The following is a 20,944-nucleotide window of genomic DNA, read 5'->3' as shown; positions in this document are numbered from 1 at the left end:
ACTCAATTCAAAGGCAAAAAAATAAAGTGCCAATCGACATTATTATTTAAATAACTACAGATATTTATTATAAGTTGAATAAAAAAGTTTGACAAGCGTGTCATATATTTGTAAAAATATACAGTTTATCGTCATTCATATTACATCTTAGCACATATTTTGACAAAACTAGGGAAAATATTTACTATCTTAATTAGTTCGTACATAATTATGGATATAGTTGATTTCGAATTGGTGTTTAAGGAGAGAATGATGTGAATTTAAAATCGCTTAAAAAGGTATCTAAGAGAAAGCTCGCTTTCTTTATAAAACCGATTATAGATTTTTTCAGAGTCAGAGATATACGAAACCGAACATTATATGCAAAATACTATGAAAAATATTCAGTAGTTGATAATTACGTTTTATACGAGTCAAGAGACGGTCAATCTATGACAGATAGTCCATACGCAATATTTAAATATATGCTACAAAATCCAAAAGGTAAGGATTATGTACATATTTGGTCTCTTTCAAATCGTGAATATTTAAAAGACATGGAAGAGAAGTATCGCCAACATACAAATGTGAAATTTGTCTTGAGGAATAGTAGAGATTATTTAAAATCACTTTCGAAGTGTAAATATTTAATCAACAATTCTACGTTTCAAAATATATATACCGTTAAAGATGAACAAGTATATATAAATACGTGGCATGGAACACCGCTTAAAAATATGGGCTATGATATGGAAGGTGTATTACCAACTGGTCCTAGTAATGTCGTCCGTAATTTTCTTAGCACAGATTATATTTTAAGTCCTAATACTTTTACTACGGAGATTTTTAATAGTGCATTTAAATTAGAAAATTTATATGAGGGACAAATATTAGAAGATGGGTATCCGAGAATTGATCTAACAGTCAATACGACTAGAGATGAAGTGACAGCTACATTAAAGTCAGAAAATATTGATGTTGGAGATAAGAAGATCATTTTGTATGCACCTACTTGGAAAGGGGATACCATTTCTAAGCCACGAAATGATATTGAGCAAATTCATGATGATATAAGTAAAGTGGAAGCTGCTGTTGGTGGAGATTATAAAGTACTCGTGAAGGTGCATCCATTCTTATACAAATATGCTGTAAATAGCCCATTGCTTGAAGGAAGATTAGTTTCAGATACGTTTGAAACGAATGAACTACTTGCGGCAACTGACATTTTAATAACTGATTACTCCAGTATTTTCTTTGACTTTTTAGTTACAAGAAGACCGATTCTATTTTATATGTGGGATTATGATGATTATAAGAGTAATCGAGGTATGTATATTGAGACGGATCATCTACCAGGTCCAATATGCAAAGATGTCGATAGTTTAATTCATAGTATTGAGGATATCGAAGGAGTTCAAGAGGAATATAAGGATAATTACCAATCCTTTATTGATAAGTTCTGCTACCAAGAATATGGAAATGTTACAGAAACAATTATCAATAAAGTATTTAATTCAGCACCAGCAAATGTTTCATCTAATAATAAAAAAGAAAAAATATTAATGTATCCTGGTGGTCTCCGTAACAATGGGATTACTGGGGCTGCTATCGGGTTATTAGATAATATTGATTATAGCCGGTACGATGTTACACTGCTTGTGAACTATACAAACAATCAAGAAATTCTTAATAATATGTTGAGAGTAAATCCAAATGTAAGATTTGCTTTTAAAATTGGGCGTATTAATCAAACCATTTACGAGAACTATTGTAATTACGTAACTCGCAATCGCGGTATATCATCAACCTTCTTGGAGCGTATATTCCCTTGGAACATGTATAAACGGGAATATAAACGTATAGTCGGGAAATCCAAATTTGATTATATTATCGACTATAGTGGATACTCCATGTTCTGGCCAAACATCTTGCTAGCTGGTGAAGCGAAGAAAAAAATGATTTTCATGCATAGTGATTTATATTCAGATATGAATCGTAAAGTGAATGGGAAAAGGCCACACTTTATTAATTTAAGAGGAGTATTTTCATTATATAAATACTTTGATGAGCTCGTTAGTGTTTCAGAAGCAACAATGGAGGTAAATAAAGAGAGACTGAAAAGCTATATTGGTGATACGAAAATTAGCTATGTCATTAACTCCATTAATCCTAAAAAGATAAAACAACTCTCCCAGGATGATACGGAGCTCTACTACAAAGATAAGCAACCTGTTTTAGTGAATGCGAGAGTTAATCGACAAAGAAGACTAGAAATAGAAAATATACCTGTGCCAGTTGAAGGTGAGGGGTATACAAACTATATAAATATGGGGAGATTATCTCCTGAAAAAGGCCAAGATCAGTTGATTGAAGCTTTTGCAGAGGTCCACAAAAAATATAAACATACTCGTCTATATATTGTCGGTGAAGGACCAATGAGGCCAGTATTGGAAAGACTAATACAAACACATCAATTAGAGGACTCTGTGTTTTTAACAGGGCATAAATCAAATCCCTTCTATTTGATGAATAAATGTGATGCTTTCATATTATCTTCTCATTACGAAGGACAACCACTAGTGTTATTAGAATCACTAACACTTGGGTTACACACGATTGGAACCGATATTGTTGCGAATAGGTATGTGTTAGAGGACGGCAAGTACGGAATGTTAGTAGAAAATTCAGTTGCTGGAATAGCAGGAGGAATGCTTGCTGTTATCGAACAAGACCTACCACGTCCAGAATTTGATGCCGAAAAATATAATGAAGCTGCAATGGCAAGCTTCTATGAAAAATTAGATAAATAAAGCAAAATAAAAGGGGGGAGAAACATATGGTTGTATTTCTCCTTCCTTTTTTGCCCTATATTATTTGATTGTGGTGAGAAAATGAAGAAAATAATAAAAAGCATCGGATTTACTGTCTATCGTCTTCTGTATCGTATAGTAGGTTTATTGACTACAAAAGATGACAAGATGGTTATGTTCGAAAGCTTCTTGGGGAAACAATACAGTGATAATCCAAGGGCGATTTATGAATATATGCTAGAACACTACCCAGAGTATAAATTGTATTGGAGCTTTGACAGCAGGAAAGAAAAAGAATTAGAGAATACTTCGATTCAATCTGTTCGTAGATTCTCTTTTCAATGGATGTTGTTGATGAATAAAGCTAAATATTGGGTAACAAATAGTAGATTACCTTATTGGATTCCGAAGTCAAAAGGGGTAGTTTATTTACAAACATGGCATGGAACGCCGTTAAAGCGTCTTGCAGCAGATATGAATGAAGTTCATATGGCAAAAACAAACACAGAAGAATATAAAAAAGGCTTCCTAAAAGAAGCGAAGAAATGGGATTACTTAGTATCTCCTAATGCATATTCAACTGAAATATTCAAAAGGGCTTTTCAATTTAATGGTACAATGCTAGAGACTGGATACCCGAGAAATGATTTTCTATTCACCAGCAATGATGAGGAATCCATCAAGGAGATAAAGCAGTCAGTAAACTTACCATTGGATAAAAAAATAATTCTCTATGCTCCTACATGGCGTGATAATCAATATCACGATTTAGGTAAATATAAGTTTGACTTACAAATGGATCTACAAAAGATGAAGGATGAACTTGGTGAGGACTATATTATTTTGCTAAGGCTCCATTATTTAGTAGCAGAAAATCTTGATATAAAAGAGTTTCAAGGGTTTGTGTATGATTTTTCCAATCATAAGGATATACGTGAATTATACGTAATAGCAGACTTATTAATCACGGACTATTCATCTGTATTCTTTGACTATGGTAATTTGAGGCGGCCAATGATTTTCTTCGTTTATGACTTAGAAGAGTATAGGGATCAAATAAGAGGCTTTTATTATGACTTTGAAGCAAAGGCTCCAGGCCCTTTAGTACGTACAACAGAAGAGATTATTCGTGTTATACAAGATATCGATGAAAATGGATTTAGCCCATCTGCTAGTATAGAAGCATTTTACGAGAAATTCTGTTACTTAGAAGATGGAAATGCAACAAAGCGTGTAGTAGATGCAGTATTTAAACAATGAATTGGGTCTATAAGAGGTCTCGGGAGTTTTATTGTATTTTGAATACTGTACTTGTATAATTTAATGTGATTATCGGCGAAAGAGAATCGAGTTTATATAGCCCTGAAAGGACATATATATGAAAGCAGCTATTAAAGTTTTACAAGAACAAATAAATCATTTTTATTTAATTAGAAGATTATCCTTATATGAACTAAAAAGTACTAACCGAAATAATTATTTAGGGATGGCCTGGGAAGTAATCAACCCAACTATTCAGATACTTATATATTGGTTTGTATTCGGTGCTATTCGAAAAAGGGCAGATGTGGAAATAGCACCAGATGTAGAAGTGCCATTCATACTTTGGCTTTTGGCCGGCTTTATATTATGGATATTCTTTTATCAATCTACCATCCAAGGTTCCAAATCAATTTATAGTAGACTTGGTATGCTAGCCAAAATGAACTTTCCAATGAGTGTAATTCCGAACTTTGTCATTTTCTCGCAGTTTTATATTCATTTATTTATGCTAGGTATTACCATCGTCATTTTCAATTTGGCTGGTTATTTCATTAGTTTTTATTATATACAGTTGTTTTATTATATCTTTGCTACGTTTGCCTTACTATTCTCGATTGCATTGATAACATCTACATTATCGACAATAATAAGGGATGTTCACATGTTCTTAAATGCAACATTAAGGATGCTATTATATTTATCGCCAATTTTATGGCCGATTACAGCATACTTCGAGGACCCGTTATTAAACGCAGCAATGAAGTTAAATCCACTATTTTATATAATTGAGGGATATCGAGCATCACTATTTGGTACAGAATGGTACCTCATTACGAACTGGGAATATACTCTATATTTCTGGGGATTAGTTATTGTTCTGTTCTTATTTGGATCTATTTTACATGTGAAATTTAGAAGACATTTTATCGATTACTTATAAAGGTCTGTGATTATCATGGAAAAGGCAATTATTGCAAAAAACGTTACAAAGAAATATAAACTATATAATGGTACAAAAGAACGTTTATTAGACTTACTCACACCTAAAAACTATGGTGAAGACTTTTACGCATTAACAAATGTTAATTTTGAAGCGGAAAAAGGTGATATTGTTGGATTCATCGGAATTAACGGTTCAGGCAAATCCACATTATCGAACATCATTGCAGGAATTGTACCGGAAACTGCAGGAACAGTGGAAGTAAACGGACAAACTGCCTTGATTGCAGTTGCATCAGGGTTGAAGTGGGACTTAACTGGTCGAGATAATATTGAATTGAAATGTTTAATGCTTGGATTTAGTAAAGAGGAGATAAAAGCACTTGAACCAGAAATCATAGAGTTTTCTGAGCTTGGGAAATTTATTGACCAGCCAGTAAAATCATATTCAAGTGGGATGAAATCTCGGTTAGGATTTGCGATTTCAGTTAATGTGGATCCTGACATATTAATTATTGATGAAGCATTATCTGTTGGTGACAAAGCGTTTGCTGAAAAGAGTTTAGCGAAAATGAAGGAATTTAAACAAAAAGGTAAAACAATGATTTTTGTCAGCCATTCCCTTGGTCAAATGAAGGAATTCTGCGAGAAGATTCTTTGGTTAGAATTTGGGACTGTTAGAGATTATGGGACTGTTGATGAGGTTATACCGAAATATGAACAGTTTTTAAAACAGTGGCAGAAAATGTCTAAAGCTGAAAAAGATGCATATAAAGAAGAAGCGATTAAACGAAATCAAACTGCAAATGCAGTAAATTAATTTTATACATTGTAAAGGGCTGGGACATAGCGATTTGAATTAGATATAAATCCGAACGATTTAGATGTAGCTATATACGCTTCGGAAATACACTTCGCTTTCCGCGGGCGGTTCGGAAGCCTCCTCGTCGCTGTCCGCGCCTGCGGGGTCTCCCGGCTACCGTACTTCCCGCAGGAGTCTTCGTGTATTTCCTCCGCTGATAACTTTAAATTCCTATAGATGATAGAAAATGACCGAACTATCTTGATATATTCAAGTTGTAGTTCGGTCTTTGGCTTTTATCAATATTTCTTTTTCCCAGCCAATTTTGTCAATAAATGTTATATAGCTCATTATTTTTTGTTTGTAACTATTAATTTTTAAAACTTTCTTGACGATATGACAAATAGAGACTATTTTCTCTGTAGATTTTTTGATAGTCTAGTAGAATAGGGGTTATATTCTATTATAGAAAAGAGGTGAAGAAACTTCGTGCGGATGATAGATAATTGTCAAAACAGAAAGATATGGTAGTTATCAATGTACAAAAGATGACAGAAAACTATTAAGCATGGAGGATCAGAATTGAAGAAAAAACTAGGGATAATTATTTTAGCTTTATTCATGATTGGTTTAACACTCCCACAAATATCTCTAGCTGCGGACGTGCAAAGTACTAGTAAGCTCGGTCGTCTAGACGGTGCCAATGTCACTATTTTTTCAGAGTTGTCCAACAATGCATCTACTAGTAAAGCAGGCTCCACATATACCGACAGAGTCCTATATATAAAGCAACAAGCTAATTGGAATGGGGAACTTTATTACCGAATTAGTCTTGAAGCAAGAAGTGGTGTAATAGGTTGGGTAAAGGCTTCTGATATATGGGCGCAAAACCATGTTGGTGTAGATAAAAGGCAAAAGACGTTCTATTTAAAAGGAACTGGATGGGCTTATACGGATGCATGGGGAGCAAGTAAAGATGTTGTGTATCGAAACCTATCTCTTTATAAAGATCAGGAATTTAAAGTTAATTTAACTGAAAAAGTAGGAAATTATATTTGGTATCGTGGAACAATTGATGGGAAGACCGTCTGGGTACAATCCTATAATGTTCTTAATCAACCAACAGGTAAAGTGAATTCTACTAGTAAACTAGGAAGAATTCAAAATGTGAATGCCCAAATTTACGAAAGCTATAATAGTACAGCAAACAGTAAAACAGCGGGTTCCACATATACAGATAAGATCTATTATATTAAACAACAAGTTCAGTATAACGGACAGCTCTATTATCGAATTAGCACACATCCAAGAAGTGGAGTAGTTGGCTGGGTTAAAGCCAATGATATGTGGGCACAAACTCATGTTGGTGTAGATAATAAACAAAAGCTCCTTTACCTTAAAGGAACAGGTTGGGCTTATACAGACGCATGGGGCGCAGGCAAAGATGTTGTGTATAAAGATTTAACGCCATTTAAAAACCAAGAATTTATCGTTAATTTAACCGAAAAAGTAGGAGATTATACTTGGTATCGCGGTTATATTAATGGACAACTACTGTGGATACAATCTTATAATGCAACTGCTGAACCACCATTTAAAATAAGTTCAACAAGTATGCTAGGTAGAATTGAAAGTGCCGATGCGAAAATTTATGAAGAAGTAAATAATACTTCTAAGTTCATTACAGCAGGGGACACTCATACAAATAAAGTGTTCTATATTAAAAAACAAGCTGAAATTGATGGGAAACTTTATTATCAAATCAGTACTGGCCCTAGAAGTGGCGTAATTGGTTGGGTGCAAGCAGTTGATATGTGGGCTCAAAACCATGTAACACTAGATAGTCAGAAGAAGACGTACTATCTAAAAGGGACAGGCTGGGCATATACAGATGCTTGGGGAGCAACGAAGGATGTTGTATATTGGGATTTAATGCCGTACCAATACCAAGAATTCAATATTAATTTAACGGAACGAGTAGGAAACTACGTTTGGTACCGAGGTTATATTGATGGTCGCTTAGTATGGGTACAAGCAGGAAATGTTAATGAAACAGATAGTAGATATACTACGTATAATATGACATTCCAAGAAGCTTTAAATAAGCAAATGGGTGCAAACCCTCCACCACAAACGGATGAATTCCGTAATAAAAATGCATTTATTTCTGCAGCGTATGTAGAAATTGAAGAAACAGGTGCGATTACTGGTAGTCCTGTAAACCTGCGAACAGCACCAGTTTTTGGTGATAATGTAGCAGATCAAGTAGGATTAGGAACTAAAGTTACTATTTTAGAAAAAGTAAAAGGTGACTTGCACGAGGGTACAACTGATTGGTATAAAATTAAATATAATAATCAAACACTCTATGTTCATACATCATTAGCAAACCCAAATGCAAAAGTTGCGAAAACAACAACTAGAGTTAATATTAGAGAATCAGCTTCTGACACGAGTCATGTGTATGCAACGGTAAACGCAGGTACAACTGTTAATATCGTCAAAGAAGGCTCCGAGTGGCATGAAATTAGCTTTGGGACTTGGAGAAATGCGAAACGTGCAGATGTTGAGTACCTACTCAATCCGAATAACCTAGATCAATTCCAACACTTAGTTTTATCTGGTAGAGCAGGTGTAACGGAGGCAGAGTTAAAAGGTATTTTACAAGGAAAAGGTACACTCAGTGGTACAGAGAAGAGCTTTATTGAAGCAAGTAAGTCTTTTAACATTAATGAAGCTTATTTAGTAGCGCACACACTGTTGGAAACAGGAAATGGTAGATCAGAACTTGCGACAGGTGTGGAAGTTGGTAAAAATAAAAATGGTACACTTGTATTAGTTACATCTAGCAATAGAAGTAGCCTTACAGATATTAAGAAAGTGTACAATATGTTTGGAATTGCTGCGTACGATAATAGTGCTGTAAGTGGAGGAGCTACGAAGGCTTACCAAGCTGGATGGACATCTCCAGCCAAGGCTATTATCGGTGGTGCAGAATGGATATCTTTAAACTATGTTAATCATTCCACTTATAAGCAAAATACATTATATAAAATGAAGTGGAATCCAAGTGCTCCAGGAACTCATCAATATGCAACAGATATCGGTTGGGTACAGAAACAATTACCTAAGATTAAAGAGGTATATGAAAGTCTACCTAATGCAGTATTGCGTTTTGAGATTCCTAAATACAAATAATAATAGAGTAAGAGCTTGATTCACAAGGTGAAAATGTGGATCAAGCTTTTTTTATATATAGAAAATTTTTGGTGATTTTCCACAGGTCTGTTATAGTATGAAGTGAAAGTAAGTCGACAAATAATACATTTATTAGGAGTAGAAGTGTATGACAAAAAAAATTTTAGTAACCGGTGGTGCAGGATATATAGGGTCTCACACGATTGTCGAACTTCATAATGCAGGATATGAAGTAGTCATCGTAGATAACTTTATCAATAGCAATAAAAAAGTATTAAATCGACTAGAAGAAATTATCGGATATCAGCCACCTACATATGAAGTAGATTTAACGAATAAAGAAGCTATATACGAAATATTTAAGGGTCATGACTTTTCTGGAGTAATTCACTTTGCTGCATTAAAAGCTGTCGGAGAATCCACTCAGATTCCTTTGCAATATTATAAAAATAATCTAATGTCCACGATTAACTTATGTGAAGTAATGGCTGAGTTTAATGTGAAAAACATTGTGTTTAGTTCTTCTGCAACTGTTTACGATATGAGTAACACGATGCCTGTGAATGAAGAAGGTAAATTAGGAGCCATTAACCCGTATGGACGGACAAAATTATTTATTGAGGAAATACTGCGCGATGTTTATCAATCTGATGCGGAATGGAAGATTACATTACTACGCTATTTTAACCCAGTAGGTGCACATGAGAGTGGCTTAATAGGTGAAAGTCCGAATGGAATTCCTAACAATTTAATGCCGTATATTACGAATGTTGCTACAGGAAAACTGGAGAAACTAAGAATTTTCGGTGCAGATTATGATACGAAGGATGGTACCGGTGTAAGGGATTATATCCATGTTGTCGATCTTGCAAAAGGCCATGTAAAAGCGCTGGATAATAATGAAGCACCAGGTGTCAGGACGTATAATATGGGTACTGGTAATGGATATAGTGTATTAGAAATGGTTGCTGCATTTGAAAAAGCAACAAATAAGAAAGTTCCTTATGAGATTGTCGATAGAAGACCAGGGGACTTAGCTGTTTGCTATGCAGAAGTTACAAAAGCGAAGGAAGAACTAGGTTGGCAAGCGGAAAAAGACCTCAATGAAATGTGTAAAGACGCATGGAATTGGCAGTCTAAAAATCCAGAAGGCTACAACTAAATTTATAAAAACCGGGACAAAACTTTTTATCCATACAATGTAAGTTTACTATACCGCTACGGAAATACACTACGCTTTCCGCGGGCGGTTCGGAAGACTCCTCGGCGCCAATCGCGCCTGTGGGGTCTCCCGGCTACCGTACATCCCGCAGGAGTCTCCGTGTACTTCCTTCGCTGGTAATGTTTAAATCCTGTTAATTATGACTGCTAAAATAAATTTTATTTGTATTTTAAATAGTGCCTCCTGTGAGAACAGCATGTTAAAGACACTACACAGGAAGCGCTTTTCCCATATATCTATAGAAAAAAGCCAAACTATCTTGATATTAAATCAATGAATAGTTTGGCTTTTATCCATTCTACATTCTTTCAGTTTCAAATTTTTTATTTGTAGTGTATGTGTCAGCTGTTGCTAACTTTCGGTTTAGAGAGAATCCTTGTAAGATAGTAGTATATAGAGCTTAGGACAAGGGAAGCTAGCCAACATGCAAGAAATACAACAATGCTAACGGTTAAATACTTTACTAATATATAATTGGTTTTTGTTGAAATAACATTTTCTATAATTCCGAGCTTTTCCCATAATACCTGCCTCATACTAGGTTGTTCATGAATTAAATAAACTCCGAAAACGTATGTAGCTGAAAAGTTGATAATTCTTGATGTAATGTTCAGATGTTTAAAGTAAAGAAACAGGCAATAAGACATAGCTAAAACAATTGGTGAATTATAGTCGAATAAATCGGTTTTTTGAATTTGTAGAAAGTGTATTTCATTAATAAAATCCATTACGTTACTTTTTCCCAGTTGCAGAAACAAGAAACTATTAAGCAAGGCTAATAAAACAAATGAAATTAAGTATATATTCTTTTTAAAATCCTTAAAGATAAAATCGTAAAATCTAATATATGCTGCAAGAATGTAAAGAAAAATAAAATATACAATACTATAGCCCGACATGATCGCTAAAAAGTTATTAGAAAAGAAAAATTGCCAAACAGCAGAAATAACAAATAGTATTATTAATAAGTTTCTGTGGTCTCTCTTACTCAAATTTTCAATCAGTAAATTTAAAAATGGTGAAATTAAATATAAGACAAAATATACAGTTACAAACCAATATTGTCGAAAATAGATCGAGAATAAAGATTTAATAAAGTTTTCAAATGTAAAAGTTTCAAATTCAAACCAAACTGTACCTAAGTAGATGATGGAAGAGATAAAACTTGTCTCTAAAAATAAAAGAAGTAACCTTCTCCATTTGAACTTTGATTTTACTAAAAAATATCCACTGATGAACACATATACATTTACTGCAATAATAGCTAAAGATCGAATGAAGTAATAAAAGAATTCATTATAAGTTCCTAGAGTTTCTACGTCTACATACTTCGATAACCCATGTGTACCTGTATGCAATACTACAATCATTAACATGGAAATGATTCTCAGTAATTCGAAATTGGACTTTCTAACTTTTTGGGTCCCATTCGTCGACATGGAAAACCTCCATATATAATATTTTCTGACAGATATTAAAAGTATCTTTCCACCATATGCTAAAAAATATAAGAAACTCAGTTAAGAATAGGTTTACGACAATATTTGAACATGTGCAGTGCAAACTAAAAGGTAAATACTTAAGAGTGACATTGCCAAATTAGCAATATATTTTAATTTTATGTTATTAAAAATAGACTGAAAACCGACGATAGTATTGGTTTCCAGTCTATATATATTTAACTAGTTTAATTTTAGATATTAGTAATTCCTTCTAACAATCATTCAGTATAATTTGTCAATACACCATTTTTAATTCTAAAATACTTATTAGTAATACCAATTATATGAAAAAAGAACTACTTCTTCCTGAAATAAGTGTCTTATTATAGTATATTAGTAGTGTGGTAAATATAAAAATTCAAAAAAGGAGGGGAAGAAATGAAGAAAAGAATATTAATTATGCTAGCTTGTTTATTGGTGGTTACCACTTCTTTTGTGCCTACAATTCAAGCCAATGGAAATGCGGTGGGTGCTAGTAAATTTATTGACAAAGGAACGGATGATAAGTTCCAATCAGAAGTTTCTAATGATGAAGATCCTAATGATGAAGTTCCTCCATCCTATGATCAGCCCGAATTGCCTATCGAGGATACAGTGAATAAAATACACTATTTCGATGAACAAGGAGGATTAACTTATACTGAAGTATTTTCTAGTAATAATCTAATAAAGATTATGGAGTATCTTCCGGGAACAACCATTGAAAACGTAGATAATAGTGTCAAGTTTATTTACAATATTAACAGCCAAGGTTATATAGAAGACGCTACTGAATTAAATTCTAATCAAGAAGTGATTAAGAAATATGAGTATTATCCTTCTACAACATACGGGACTCATGAGCAATATATACAATATGTTTTTAATATTGAAGACGAATACATAACAGGTGCTATGAAATTAGAAGCACAAAGTCAAAGAGTGTTGTCGAGATATGAGTATTATCCTAATACAAAATACGGCGCACATGGTAATCATATTAAATTTACATTTATCCCTAGTCCATCAGGTCATGTAGTAAACGCATACAAGAAGGAGAATGAAACGAAGAGAATTATAACAAGATATGAATACTATCCTAATACAGAATATGGTTCTCACGGGAGTAACATTAAGTTTACTTTTAATATAAGTCCCGATGGTTATGTTGAAAGTGCATACAAGAAGGAGAATAAAACGAGGAAAATTGTAACTAGATATGAATACTACCCTAATACGGTCTATGGAACTCATGGTAATCATATCAAATTTACTTTTAATATTAATTCATCAGGTAATGTTATTAATGCTCATAAAAAGGAAAATGAAACTAAGAAAATTGTTAGTAGATACGAATATTATCCAGGAACCATTTATGGGTCTCATGGAAAATACATAAAGTTCATGTTTAATTTAAATTCTGATAGTTATATAAATAATGCTTATAAAAGAGAAACAAAAACACAACGCTTACTAGCATCATATACATATGTACTAAATACTAAATATGGGCAACACGGATCTAAGATTACAGGTATTACATTAAACGTTCCTATTATTAGTCAACTACCTGAATTACCTACTGGGTGCGAAATTACCGCTGTAACAATGATGTTACAGTATTTGGGACTTGATGTAGATAAAATTACACTAGCGAATGAAAAGCCAAAACATCCATGGAATCCTAATTTAGGATATGTTGGGGATCCATATAAAAAGAATGGTTGGACTATTTATCCTACAGCTTTAATGGGACTAGTTCAAAAATATGCAGGAAGTGCAACCAATTTAACTAATGTAAGTAATTCAAATCTAGAAAGACAATTATTAAGTAATAAACCTGTTGTAATTTGGGGTTCACCAATACACGGGTTTAAGGTACATGCTCTAGTACTTACAGGATTCGATAATGCCTATTATTATTACAACGACTGCTGGACAGGAGAGAAAAATGTAAGAATTACAAAGCAAGAATTTAATAAGTTATGGAGTAGTCAAGATAGACGAGCACTAACAAATTAAACTATTAATCTAGCAAAATTCGAGCGGGGACTTACCGTTCGAATTTTTTTGTCGGACATTCTCCTAGTGACAGCGCTTACCAATAATAGTATAATAAACTATATTAAAATTTTCTGAATTTTGACCAAAGGGGGGTCATGATGTCTGAGTTTAGTTTTATTTTACTATCCGGTGGTGTAGGTAAGCGGATGCAGTTGAATATGCCGAAGCAGTTTCTGTTGTTAGCCGGGAAACCAATTTTTATTCATGTGTTGGAAAAGATAGATGGCATCAGTGAGATTAAGGAGATTATTATTCCGTGTCCAGCTGATTTTATTGAGAAAACGCAGGAAGTAATCCGAGACTATGGGTTTTCGACACCAATTCGTTGTGTTGAAGGTGGGGAGACACGCCAGGAATCCGTGTATAAGGGATTACAGGAGGCAGCGTTTGATCAGGTCGTCATTCATGAAGCGGTGAGACCATTTGTGTCGCGAGAAGAATTTGAAGCGTTACTTGCGGCAGGTAATGAAAGCGTTATCTACGGGCTCGATATTCCTTTTACGGTGTTACAAGGAAAAGACATTGTCGAAGGGAATTTGCAACGTGATCGACTTGTGAATGTACAATTGCCACATAAATATAATACGAAGAAGCTACTTTATGCACATGAGTGTGCACGAGAGGACAGGCTCGAGTTTACAGAGGATGCGAGTCTCTATTTTCATTACTATCAATCGGAGATTACCATTTTACAAGGATCTGAGTATAACATCAAAATTACGAAGCCAATTGATCGCAAAATAGCAGAAGCCATATATAAAGAAACGATTTTAATGGAGGGTTAGGATTGGGGAAAACTTGTGTAATTACCGGGGCAAGTCGTGGAATTGGAAGAGCAATCGCCATATCTTTGAGTGATAGAGAAGACATAACGAACTTTATATTAATTTCGAGAAGCGAGGCTGGGTTACAGGAAACAGCGAGTTTCATGCATCCAGGAAAAAATGTCCAAGCCTATGCACTTGATCTGACAGATTATACAGCAGTCCAAGATTTGATTCAATCGGTTGGCGAGCGCTATGGAACGATTGATATGTTAATCAATGTAGCGGGATATGCGAATCCAAAGTCATTATTGGAAACGTCGATTGATGATTGGGAAAAAACGTATAGCATTAATGTCCATTCGATTTTTAACATTACGAAAGAAACGGTCAAATGGATGAAGAAAACAGGTGGGCAAATTTTAAATGTTGCCTCGACTGCGGGTAGTTCAGCTCGACCTGGTTGGCTTGCGTATGCATCATCCAAAGCGGCCATCATTAGTATGTCACAAACATTGTCAGAAGAGCTGTCGGAGTACGGTATCCTCGTGTATTGTATTTCTCCAGGTCGTTGTGCAACAGAATTACGAAAAGTGTTAGCACCTGACGAAGATCCGAGTACAATTATGCAGCCAGAGCATGTTGGCGAGGTTGTTAAGCAGCTTTTATCAGAAGATGGCGTATGCTTGGATGGACAAAATATTGTCGTTCGTAAGCAAGTAACGAAGAGACCAGTGAAACAGGTGACAAAGCAAACTTCATAAGAGGCGGTACAAAATGAGTAATGAAATTTTGCAATGGATACAAATTATCCTATTAATCTTAATTTTTATAGCTGTAAGCTCTAGCCTAGTGAAAAGAGTGAGATTGCTAGGAAAGCGCGCATTTGTCGTAACCATTCACTTTTTATCAAAATTAGTGCCGAAATCGCGCAAGCTTGTCGTGTTTGGTGGTGAAAATGGGTTAGGCTTCCGAGGTAATACGAAATACATATTTTTGGAAATGGTCAAAAACCCAGATTACCGCTGTGTGTGGATTTCAAAAAATAATCGTGTTATCACGATGCTAAGAAAACAAGGGTATGAAGCATATAAGCACCATTCGCTGAAGGGAATCATCTGCCAAGTGCGGGCGAAGTTAGTCATTCATTCGCATTCTATAAATGACGATTTCAGTAAAGCATTTGTTGGTGGAGCCATCTCCTATCTTACGTGGCATGGTGTTGGTTTGAAGAAGGTGTGGGGTGCTAATCGAAACACATTCTCTTATAAAATTGTCCATGAAAAGAGCTGGGTGAAGCGATTTTTCGGGATGTTTGTCGTGAAAACAAATCAAGCAAAAACAAACTATGTCGTATCAACTAGTGATGCGGTTAGTTCCTATTATCCAGAGACATTTTTAGTGCCAAAGGAAAATGTGTTACAGCTTGGACAAGTTCGCAATGATGTGTTTTTCAAGGACACAGAGGAGGACTTGGAAATTCCTGATTGGATTCGTAACGAGAAAGTGATTTTGTATATGCCGACACATCGGAATTTCGGAAAATTAGAGACGGATATTAACCTCGTTTTTGATTTTGCCAAGTTGAATGAACTGTGCGAACGGACGGGTTATAAATTCCTTGTAAAACGGCATATGTATAGCAGTGGCATGGTGCCAAGTATATATGAGCACATAATCGATATTAGTGAAGAGACGTATGATCCGCAATTACTATTGAAATATAGTGATATTTTATTAACGGACTACTCTAGCTGCTATACCGATTATTTATTACTAGATCGACCAGTGCTGTTTTATAGCTATGATTTGGATTTGTACTTACGAAAATCCAATGAAATGTATTTCAATTATTTTGATGTAACACCAGGTCCAAAGGTGAACGAATTCAAGGACTTATTAGTAGAGTTGGAACGCGCGATGGATGATCCAAGCTTGTATGCAGAAGATCGCGAGCGCGTATTGAACATCTTCTACTCCAAAGACAACCAAGAACCTGTACTAAACAAACAACTACAATACATTTACCAACACATTCTCGGAGAACGAGAAGTGGTAGTGGACGCAAGACGGGACGAGGGGTCAGGAACACCGTCCCAGTGACCGTGCGGGACATGGGGTCAGGAACGTCGTCCCAGTGACCGGGCGGGACGAGGGGTCAGGAACACCGTCCACATTGAACGGGTCATGGCAGTTACTAGTCCTGCTATAGGTTGGGACAAGGAGTCTGACCCCGTGTCCCATTCTAAAAAATTTAAGATGAGAGGTAGGTAGTATATGAGGTTTCTCAAGTTAATACCTACTATATTAGTGAAATATGTAATGAGAGCTTTCTATTGGCTATTTTGTTTGCTGTGGAAAGTGAATGAGAAGAAGGTAACGTTTGCGTCGTATCGGGCAGATAAGTTGAAGGATAATCTGGCTTTTGTGCATGATGCGGTCGTGGAGCGGTACCCGCATTTAAAACGACAGTATTTGTTTAAGAAATTTGATAGTACGATTGCTGGAAAGATAAGCTATATATTTCATATGATCCCGGCTTGCTACCATTTGGCGACATCGCGGTATTTTATTATTGATGATTATTATTTTCCTGTCTATGTGATTAAGCCGCGGAAAGAGGTTGAAATTATCCAGTTATGGCATAGTGCCGGTGCGCTGAAGAAGTTCGGCCTCAGTACTGTGGGGAAGCCATTTGGTCCAAGCCCGGATTATTTAAAACATGTGCCAATTCACGGCAATTACACAAAGGCATATGTGAGTTCGTCGGAGGTAGTCCCATTTTTCGCAGAAGCCTTTAATATGCCAGAGGAGCGCATTTACCCTCTAGGTGTACCACGAACCGATTATTTTTACGAGGGAAAAGTAGCGGAAGAGATTCGGGAGCGCTTTTTAGAGACGTATCCAGGTGCAGTAGGGAAAAAGATTTTACTATATGCACCGACATTTCGCGGTAAAAGCCATTATCAGGACTATTTTAAATTGCCTTTTGATGCAGGAAAAATGGCTGCGGAGTTGCAGGATGAATACACGTTAATCGTTCATTTACATCCATATATGCAAGGGAATGTGAATCTAGGGACGTTTGGGTACCAAGTGAAAAATGCATTTACGATCGAAGAATTATTAACGATTACGGACTTATTAATTACCGATTATTCTACCGTGTTCTTCGATTATAGCTTGCTCAATCGCCCAATGATTTTCTATCCATATGATTTGGATGACTACAAACGACAACGTGATTTCTACTATGCTTACGAGGAGATTATCCCTGGCCCAATCGCGATGGACACAAATGCACTAATTGCAATTATTCGCAATGCTGAAGCAAGCATCGACGAAGTCAGCCACTTCCGAAATCGCTTCTTTGACTATCAGGATGGGAAAGCGACGGAGCGGATTGTGCAGCATATTTTTGAAGACAAAGAATTTAGGATTGAAGAGTTACAATCAAGTAATAGAGAAATTGGCTAAATAATGCTAAGCTCTGCAAGGAACAATTCTTGCAGAGTTTTTTGCATTTTTTAAGCAATTTATGGTGATAATAAATTGATAATACTTGGGACAAAGTTGTGACCTTCAAGTCCCATCATAAGGGTTGATATATGTGGAACTAGTCATTTTTATAAACTTAACATTACTAGTAATGATTGCTTTTTTTCTGCAAAGTAAACGATTGCATATATTAGAGAATATTTTCTTGTATATGATGTTAGTATTTTTTTTAACTGGTTATATGGGGATACTTTATGTGAACGTTGGATCATGGAAGGTTTCAAGTAGCATCGATCTATTTATTATTTTTCGACTATATGAATTCATTATGAGTCCGCTATTATATTTAGCATTTTTTAATCTCTTTGAAAAGATGGATACAAAAATGAAAAAATTCATCGTGTTCATCGCTTTTGTTGCCATTATTTCCTCGGCTCAGTTTTTATTAGTGAAATGGGAAGTGATTACATTTATGGATTGGCATATAATACTTTCTAGCATCACGATCGTCATGATGATACTAGTGATGTATGTGGCACTTCTTTTATTTAGAAAGGTGCTCAGGAGAGAAGGGATAAGAGAATGATGCCACTACCGCAAAAATTCGACCAAAATGAATGGTTTATTATCATATCTCTTGCTGTAGGGATTGCGATTGTCATCCTTCTTCCACGCCGTTTCCCGTTAAGTGTCACGATTCTCATGATGGTTTTTGCTGCAACCGTTGCAAGAACATTGGACCATCTATTAGCGGGCCCGACAATCGATGTATACAATATTACCGATACTGGGAGATATGATCTGTTTGATTTAATCACCTACACCTTGTATGCACCATTTGCTTATATTTTTGTATACATATTCGATCGCTTTAATATTAAAGGCTATTGGATATTACTATACCTAGTTTTTGCTTCCTTACTGGGGACATTGTATGAATGGTTGTGTGTCCTATTTGACGTATTTAACTACAAAGGCTGGAATATAAAATACTCCTATGGATTTTACCTGTCCACTCAACCACTTACACTACTGTTTTTCCGCTATATAATGGGCAAAGCAGAGGGAAAAAAGGGTTAAGGGACATGGGGTCAGGAAAGTTGTCCCAGCTTTCATCTTGGTGATGGGAAACGAAAACGGGACATGGGGTCAGGAAAGTTGTCCCACTTTTCATCTTGGTGATGGGACACGAAAACGGGACATGGGGTCAGGAAAGTTGTCCCGCCTTTCATCTTGGTGGCGGGAAACGAAAACGGGACATGGGGTCAGGAAAGTTGTCCCACCTTTCATCTTGGTGATGGGACAAGAAAACTGACCCCATGTCCCTCATGTCCCTATTTTATTCTCAGTGCGACATTGGAGTACGCTGTATGGCAGAAGTTGAATTCGCGGTTACCGTAAGGGTAGGTCATCTCATTTTTGTTTAATTGGCGAATATTCGTCTTCATATAATCGTTATACCGGACAAAAATCGAATAGTATGCAGGTGGAAGTTCCTTTAATACATCGAAATTGCATTCGAGCACACCTTCTCCTTTTTCATTCACTGTAACTGGTAACACAAAGTCATTGTGTGCGTTTTTCCCGTCACGAAATAATACATCAGTAATTGCTGACGTTTGTTCCCCGAACACTTGGAAATGGAGTACATACTTACCCGCTTCACAGTAATGGTCTTGAAAGGTAATGTACATCGGAACCGGAATGTATTTATATTTCTCCTCGGAAAAGGGGGTGACATAATAAGGTTGCTCGTTTTGAATGATTACTTCTTTTACTTTTGTTTTTTCTTCCCATTCCAACAGCTTTGTCACTGCCCCATACTTTCCTTCCAGAATCAATTCGTATATTACTTTGTGTAAAGGTTGTAAAAAATTTTCCGATATGTCATACGGCAACTTTTTCGTTGTTTTCAACATTTGTTTAATTAAATAGTAGTAAATCAATTTTAGTTTCGTATTTTTAAAGTGTGCCGTCGTAAACATCCTTCTCATTAAATCAAACTCAATCATTCTGTTCACAATCATTTTCTCGACTTCAACATCCAGTTCACGCTTTAAAATATAACGGACGATTTGGAAATTATAATTTGTCTTTTGTAAAATATTCGTTTGATTTGTTAAACGCGTTTTTACCGTATCATTCAGCCGATTCGCATAATAAATCGGCTTTTTCGTGGTGGAAATTGTTTTACACTGTGTGAGGACATCGATGAAAAATTGCTTATCCTCCGCAAACTTCATCTCAGGAAACTTAATTTGTTGTTCTCGAATAAAACTAGTGCGCATCATACGTGCGGTTGGGCCAAGATGGTGAAAAATATGAGGAATCGAGAATGGAGAAACACTTCTCCTTTCCTTACAACATTGATGCTCCCCAACAACGGATAAGCCGTTACCATCAACTTTTAGCGTCCGGCCAACGACATACGGGTCCCCAGTTTCTTCTAAAATCTCATACAAAGCCTGTATACCATTCGGGTCGAGCCAATCATCCGCATCTAAAAACGTGATGTATGGAGCGCTAGCAAGTTCAACGCCAATATTACGCGGCCTCCCTGGCGACCCCGAATTACAATCCAATGAAACAACGATAATATTGTCATATTTAGTGGCATATTCAGAGATGATTTCCTTCGACCGATCTGTAGAACAATCATCAATGAGAATGTACTCTATTTTATCAAAACCAATCGATTGCTCTATCACGGAATCAATCGATTTTGATAAAAACTTTTCGCCATTGTAAACAGGCGTAATGACAGTTACGGCATACTCCATTTCTTCAGAGGTAGGCTGCCGAAACACCGTATATGTATTCTTTGTTTTCTTCAACTCCAAAAACTTCTGGATCATCTTCACGTCATTCCTTCACCAAAATCGTCCCATACTACCGCACCTATTATGTATCTTTCAAAGGGAAAT

General features: G+C 35.7%; 15 protein-coding genes. 13 read left to right on the top strand and 2 right to left on the bottom strand.

Going from position 1 to position 20,944, the window contains the following annotated elements; translation table 11 throughout:
• The first annotated feature begins 254 nt into the window (after window positions 1–254).
• The 6 genes from ACFPM4_RS12885 (at window position 255) to galE (ending at window position 10,153) form a co-directional block, all read left to right on the top strand.
• Window positions 255–2,789 (top strand): CDP-glycerol glycerophosphotransferase family protein, encoded by a 2,535-nt coding sequence (locus tag ACFPM4_RS12885; protein WP_382352358.1) that lies wholly within the window; start codon window positions 255–257, stop codon window positions 2,787–2,789.
• 81 nt (window positions 2,790–2,870) lie between these two features.
• The gene (locus ACFPM4_RS12880) at window positions 2,871–4,049 is read left to right on the top strand and encodes a CDP-glycerol glycerophosphotransferase family protein (protein ID WP_382352355.1); all 1,179 of its coding nucleotides are present in this window, start codon (window positions 2,871–2,873) and stop codon (window positions 4,047–4,049) included.
• A gap of 118 nt (window positions 4,050–4,167) precedes the next feature.
• Window positions 4,168–4,992 (top strand): ABC transporter permease, encoded by an 825-nt coding sequence (locus ACFPM4_RS12875; RefSeq protein ID WP_382352352.1) that lies wholly within the window; start codon window positions 4,168–4,170, stop codon window positions 4,990–4,992.
• A 15-nt stretch (window positions 4,993–5,007) separates the two neighbouring features.
• A complete protein-coding gene (gene tagH, locus ACFPM4_RS12870) occupies window positions 5,008–5,811 on the top strand; it encodes a teichoic acids export ABC transporter ATP-binding subunit TagH (protein ID WP_382352349.1) in 804 nt (267 codons plus the stop codon).
• Window positions 5,812–6,375: 564 nt separating this feature from the next.
• Window positions 6,376–8,991 carry an N-acetylglucosaminidase gene (locus ACFPM4_RS12865; protein WP_382352346.1) on the top strand — a complete coding sequence of 872 codons (2,616 nt, stop codon included), beginning with the start codon at window positions 6,376–6,378 and terminating at the stop codon, window positions 8,989–8,991.
• A 148-nt stretch (window positions 8,992–9,139) separates the two neighbouring features.
• A complete protein-coding gene (galE, locus tag ACFPM4_RS12860; RefSeq protein ID WP_382352343.1) occupies window positions 9,140–10,153 on the top strand; it encodes a UDP-glucose 4-epimerase GalE in 1,014 nt (337 codons plus the stop codon).
• 401 nt (window positions 10,154–10,554) lie between these two features.
• On the opposite strand, the gene ACFPM4_RS12855 is transcribed toward galE, so the two are convergent.
• Complete coding sequence (locus ACFPM4_RS12855) at window positions 10,555–11,652, bottom strand: acyltransferase (protein WP_382352340.1); 1,098 nt, start codon at window positions 11,650–11,652, stop codon at window positions 10,555–10,557.
• A 441-nt stretch (window positions 11,653–12,093) separates the two neighbouring features.
• On the opposite strand from ACFPM4_RS12855, the gene ACFPM4_RS12850 reads away from it, so the two are divergent.
• The 7 genes from ACFPM4_RS12850 (at window position 12,094) to ACFPM4_RS12820 (ending at window position 19,100) form a co-directional block, all read left to right on the top strand.
• Entirely contained in the window at window positions 12,094–13,716 is a 1,623-nt protein-coding gene (locus ACFPM4_RS12850; protein ID WP_382352337.1) for a C39 family peptidase, read from the top strand.
• A 140-nt stretch (window positions 13,717–13,856) separates the two neighbouring features.
• Complete coding sequence (locus ACFPM4_RS12845; RefSeq protein ID WP_382352334.1) at window positions 13,857–14,543, top strand: IspD/TarI family cytidylyltransferase; 687 nt, start codon at window positions 13,857–13,859, stop codon at window positions 14,541–14,543.
• A 2-nt stretch (window positions 14,544–14,545) separates the two neighbouring features.
• Complete coding sequence (locus ACFPM4_RS12840; protein WP_382352331.1) at window positions 14,546–15,286, top strand: SDR family oxidoreductase; 741 nt, start codon at window positions 14,546–14,548, stop codon at window positions 15,284–15,286.
• 13 nt (window positions 15,287–15,299) lie between these two features.
• A complete protein-coding gene (locus ACFPM4_RS12835; protein ID WP_382352328.1) occupies window positions 15,300–16,625 on the top strand; it encodes a CDP-glycerol glycerophosphotransferase family protein in 1,326 nt (441 codons plus the stop codon).
• A 174-nt stretch (window positions 16,626–16,799) separates the two neighbouring features.
• Window positions 16,800–17,999, top strand: coding sequence for a CDP-glycerol glycerophosphotransferase family protein (locus tag ACFPM4_RS12830; protein ID WP_382352325.1), 1,200 nt, complete (start codon window positions 16,800–16,802; stop codon window positions 17,997–17,999).
• A 133-nt stretch (window positions 18,000–18,132) separates the two neighbouring features.
• On the top strand, window positions 18,133–18,606 hold the full coding sequence (locus tag ACFPM4_RS12825; protein WP_382352322.1) for a hypothetical protein: 474 nt from the start codon (window positions 18,133–18,135) through the stop codon (window positions 18,604–18,606).
• Window positions 18,606–19,100, top strand: a complete 495-nt coding sequence (locus ACFPM4_RS12820; protein WP_382352319.1) for a hypothetical protein — start codon at window positions 18,606–18,608, stop codon at window positions 19,098–19,100. The genes ACFPM4_RS12825 and ACFPM4_RS12820 overlap by 1 nt, the downstream gene beginning before the upstream one ends.
• A gap of 254 nt (window positions 19,101–19,354) precedes the next feature.
• Here ACFPM4_RS12820 and ACFPM4_RS12815 read toward each other — a convergent pair whose 3' ends face one another.
• On the bottom strand, window positions 19,355–20,854 hold the full coding sequence (locus tag ACFPM4_RS12815) for a glycosyltransferase family 2 protein (RefSeq protein WP_382352316.1): 1,500 nt from the start codon (window positions 20,852–20,854) through the stop codon (window positions 19,355–19,357).
• Window positions 20,855–20,944: the final 90 nt, after the last annotated feature.

The organism is Lederbergia graminis (assembly GCF_042655485.1).
In the GTDB taxonomy this organism is placed as follows: Bacteria; Bacillota; Bacilli; order Bacillales; family Bacillaceae_C; genus Lederbergia; species Lederbergia graminis.
The sequence above is the reverse complement of the archived record's forward strand: the minus strand, read 5'-3'. Positions and strand labels throughout refer to the sequence as shown.

Excerpts from the sequence above, each read along its gene's own strand:
- ACFPM4_RS12880 (WP_382352355.1), top strand. The coding sequence starts at position 2,871 with ATGAAGAAAATAATAAAAAGCATCGGATTTACTGTCTATCGTCTTCTG.
- ACFPM4_RS12875 (WP_382352352.1), top strand. The coding sequence starts at position 4,168 with ATGAAAGCAGCTATTAAAGTTTTACAAGAACAAATAAATCATTTTTAT.
- tagH (WP_382352349.1), top strand. The coding sequence starts at position 5,008 with ATGGAAAAGGCAATTATTGCAAAAAACGTTACAAAGAAATATAAACTA.
- galE (WP_382352343.1), top strand. The coding sequence starts at position 9,140 with ATGACAAAAAAAATTTTAGTAACCGGTGGTGCAGGATATATAGGGTCT.
- ACFPM4_RS12855 (WP_382352340.1), bottom strand. The coding sequence starts at position 11,652 with ATGTCGACGAATGGGACCCAAAAAGTTAGAAAGTCCAATTTCGAATTA.
- ACFPM4_RS12850 (WP_382352337.1), top strand. The coding sequence starts at position 12,094 with ATGAAGAAAAGAATATTAATTATGCTAGCTTGTTTATTGGTGGTTACC.
- ACFPM4_RS12845 (WP_382352334.1), top strand. The coding sequence starts at position 13,857 with ATGTCTGAGTTTAGTTTTATTTTACTATCCGGTGGTGTAGGTAAGCGG.
- ACFPM4_RS12835 (WP_382352328.1), top strand. The coding sequence starts at position 15,300 with ATGAGTAATGAAATTTTGCAATGGATACAAATTATCCTATTAATCTTA.
- ACFPM4_RS12830 (WP_382352325.1), top strand. The coding sequence starts at position 16,800 with ATGAGGTTTCTCAAGTTAATACCTACTATATTAGTGAAATATGTAATG.
- ACFPM4_RS12820 (WP_382352319.1), top strand. The coding sequence starts at position 18,606 with ATGCCACTACCGCAAAAATTCGACCAAAATGAATGGTTTATTATCATA.